Raw genomic sequence first — 2,620 nt, forward strand, 5'->3', positions numbered from 1 at the left:
AGCGAGATCGAAAAAGTAGAGGTGGTCGCCGAGGATAAATGTATCCAATGCGGCCAGTGCGAAACACGCTGCCCTGACTTTGCGATTTTTGTAGAAAAGTAAAACGGAGGAGTTGAAATCATGTCCAAAATCCTTTTGTTACAAGGCAACCAGGCAGTGGTCGAAGGCGCCATCGCTGCCGGTGTAAAATTTTTCGGCGGCTACCCTATCACACCCTCTACCGAAGTTGCTGAATCTTTGGCTGAACGCCTGCCTCTCGTCGGCGGTAAATTCATCCAGATGGAAGACGAGATCGCTTCCATGGGCGCTATTATCGGCGCAGCGCTGACCGGCAAAAAAGTTATGACCGCGACCAGCGGACCCGGCTTTTCTTTAAAACAGGAGCTGATCGGTTATGCCTGCATGGCCGAGATTCCTTTGGTCATCGTCAACGTGCAGCGCGTAGGCCCGTCTACCGGCCAGCCTACCTCTCCTTCCCAGGGCGACCTGATGCAGGCCCGCTGGGGCACGCACGGCGATCACTGGCTCATTGCCCTGACCCCGGCCAGCGTGCCTGAATGCTTTGAACTGACGCTGCGCGCTTACGCTCTCAGCGAAAAATACCGTGTTCCCGTTGTACTGCTGATGGACGAAGTTATCGGTCATATGCGCGAGAAGATCGAACTGCCGGACGATTACAGCGAGATCCCGCAGGCAGAACGTAAACAGCCTGAATGCAGCCCCGAAGAATTTAAAGCCTACGCTACTGACGACAGCCTTGTACCCGCCATGCCCGCTTTCGGCAGCGGCTACCGCTGGCACGTCACCGGTCTGGTACACGATGAGACCGGTTTCCCGAAAGGTACACCGGCTGCTACTTTAGCCGCTACCAACCGTCAGCATGACAAACTTTACAACAATCTTGACGACATCGTCCAGGTAGAAAACTACCAGATGGAAGATGCCGAATATGCAGTTATCGCCTTCGGCGGCGGTGCCCGCACCGCTTACGAAGCTGTGGATATGGCACGCAGGGAAGGTCTCAAGGTCGGCCTGATGCGCCCGATCACGATCTGGCCGCTGGCTGACAGGCAGATCAAAGAACTGGCCTCCAAGGTCAAAGGTATTTTGGTGCACGAGCTCAACTACGGACAGTATGTACTGGAAGTAGAGCGCGTCGTCGCAGGACAGGTACCGGTTGCGCTGTACGCAAAATACGACAACGAACCGGCTACCCCCGCTCAGCTGCTGGCTGAGATCAAAAAGGCCATGGCCTAAGAAGGAGAGGAGATTTGATTATGAATATGGAAGCAATGATCGATAAATATTTCCGTCCGGGCCGCCTGCCTCATATCTGGTGCCCCGGCTGCGGCAACGGTGTCGTTACCGGCACCATCGTCAAGGCAGTTGCCAAGCTTGACCTTGATAAAGACAAAATCGCAGTTATTTCCGGCATCGGCTGCAGCAGCCGTGCCTCCGGCTATTTAGATTTCAATACAGTCCATTCCGCACATGGACGCGCTTTGCCGGTAGCGACCGGCGTTAAACTGGCTGACCCCGGCCTGACTGTCATCGTCGTTACCGGCGACGGCGACGCTACAGCGATCGGCGGCAACCACCTGATCCACGCTGCCCGCCGCAACATCGATATGACTGTCGTACTTTACAACAACAGTATTTACGGTATGACCGGCGGCCAGTATTCGCCTTTGACACCGACAGGCTCCAAAGCGACGACAGCTCCTTATGCGACGATCGAACAGGACTTCAACGTAGCCGAGCTGGTCAAAGCGGCCGGCGCTACCTTTGTTGCCCGCGGCACCACTTTCCATGCCCAGATCCTGGCCGACCTGATCGCCAAGGGTATCGAACACAAAGGCTTCAGCCTGATCGAAGCTGTTACTGCCTGCCCTATCTCCTACGGACGCCAGAATAAAATGGGCGGTCCCGCCGACATGATGAAATGGCAGCGCGACCACGCAGTACCGCTGGCAGCCTGGGATAAAATGACCGAAGAACAAAAAGCGGGCAAATTCCCGATCGGCGTACTGTATCAGGTTGAAGGCAGACAGGAATATACAGCAGCCTACGACGAGCTGATCGCCAGAGCGCAGGGAGGTAAATAATCATGAAACAGGAATTACGTTTATCCGGTACCGGCGGTCAGGGCCTGATCACAGCCGGCATCATTCTGGCAGAGGCGGCGCTTTTAGACGGCAAGCTGGCGATCCAGTCCCAGTCTTATGGCCCGGAAGCCAGAGGCGGCGCCTCCAAAGCAGAGGTCATTATCTCTGACGAAGCGATCCACTTCCCGAAAGTGACCGACCCGAACCTGCTGCTGGCAATGAGCCAGGAAGCAGCTACCAAATATTCACACGACCTGACGGCAGGCAGCGTTATGATCACCGACAGTCTTTTCGTCAGCGACGTGCCGGACTTCGGCGGCAAGGTCTACGAGCTGCCGATCACCCACAGCGCCAAAGAAGTGCTTGGCAAAGCGCTTTTTGCCAACATCATCGCGCTGGGAGCTTTGGTGAAGCTGACCGGCATCGTCAGTGAAGAATCGCTGGTCAAAGCTGTTTTGAACCGCGTACCGAAAGGCACTGAAGAGAAAAATAAACAGGCATTGCAGGTTGGTATG

The 2,620-nt window shown here is 55.4% G+C and carries 4 protein-coding genes; all 4 read left to right on the top strand.

Annotated features, from left to right (window positions below; all coding sequences use genetic code 11):
* Nucleotides 1-102, top strand: a 102-nt coding sequence (locus C8D73_RS11135; RefSeq protein ID WP_170123218.1) for a 4Fe-4S binding protein, incomplete at its 5' end; no start/stop codon positions are given.
* An 18-nt stretch (nucleotides 103-120) separates the two neighbouring features.
* Nucleotides 121-1,257: a 2-oxoacid:acceptor oxidoreductase subunit alpha gene (locus tag C8D73_RS11140; RefSeq protein WP_046430331.1), complete on the top strand. Its 1,137-nt coding sequence runs from the start codon at nucleotides 121-123 to the stop codon at nucleotides 1,255-1,257.
* 26 nt (nucleotides 1,258-1,283) lie between these two features.
* The gene (locus tag C8D73_RS11145) at nucleotides 1,284-2,105 is read left to right on the top strand and encodes a thiamine pyrophosphate-dependent enzyme (protein WP_113078244.1); all 822 of its coding nucleotides are present in this window, start codon (nucleotides 1,284-1,286) and stop codon (nucleotides 2,103-2,105) included.
* 2 nt (nucleotides 2,106-2,107) lie between these two features.
* A partial coding sequence (locus tag C8D73_RS11150) for a 2-oxoacid:acceptor oxidoreductase family protein (RefSeq protein ID WP_113078243.1) occupies nucleotides 2,108-2,620 on the top strand: 513 nt, incomplete at its 3' end.

This window comes from Phascolarctobacterium faecium DSM 14760 (assembly GCF_003269275.1).
In the GTDB taxonomy this organism is placed as follows: Bacteria; Bacillota; Negativicutes; order Acidaminococcales; family Acidaminococcaceae; genus Phascolarctobacterium; species Phascolarctobacterium faecium.

Coding starts and splice junctions, on each gene's coding strand:
- C8D73_RS11140 (WP_046430331.1), top strand. CDS start 121: ATGTCCAAAATCCTTTTGTTACAAGGCAACCAGGCAGTGGTCGAAGGC.
- C8D73_RS11145 (WP_113078244.1), top strand. CDS start 1,284: ATGGAAGCAATGATCGATAAATATTTCCGTCCGGGCCGCCTGCCTCAT.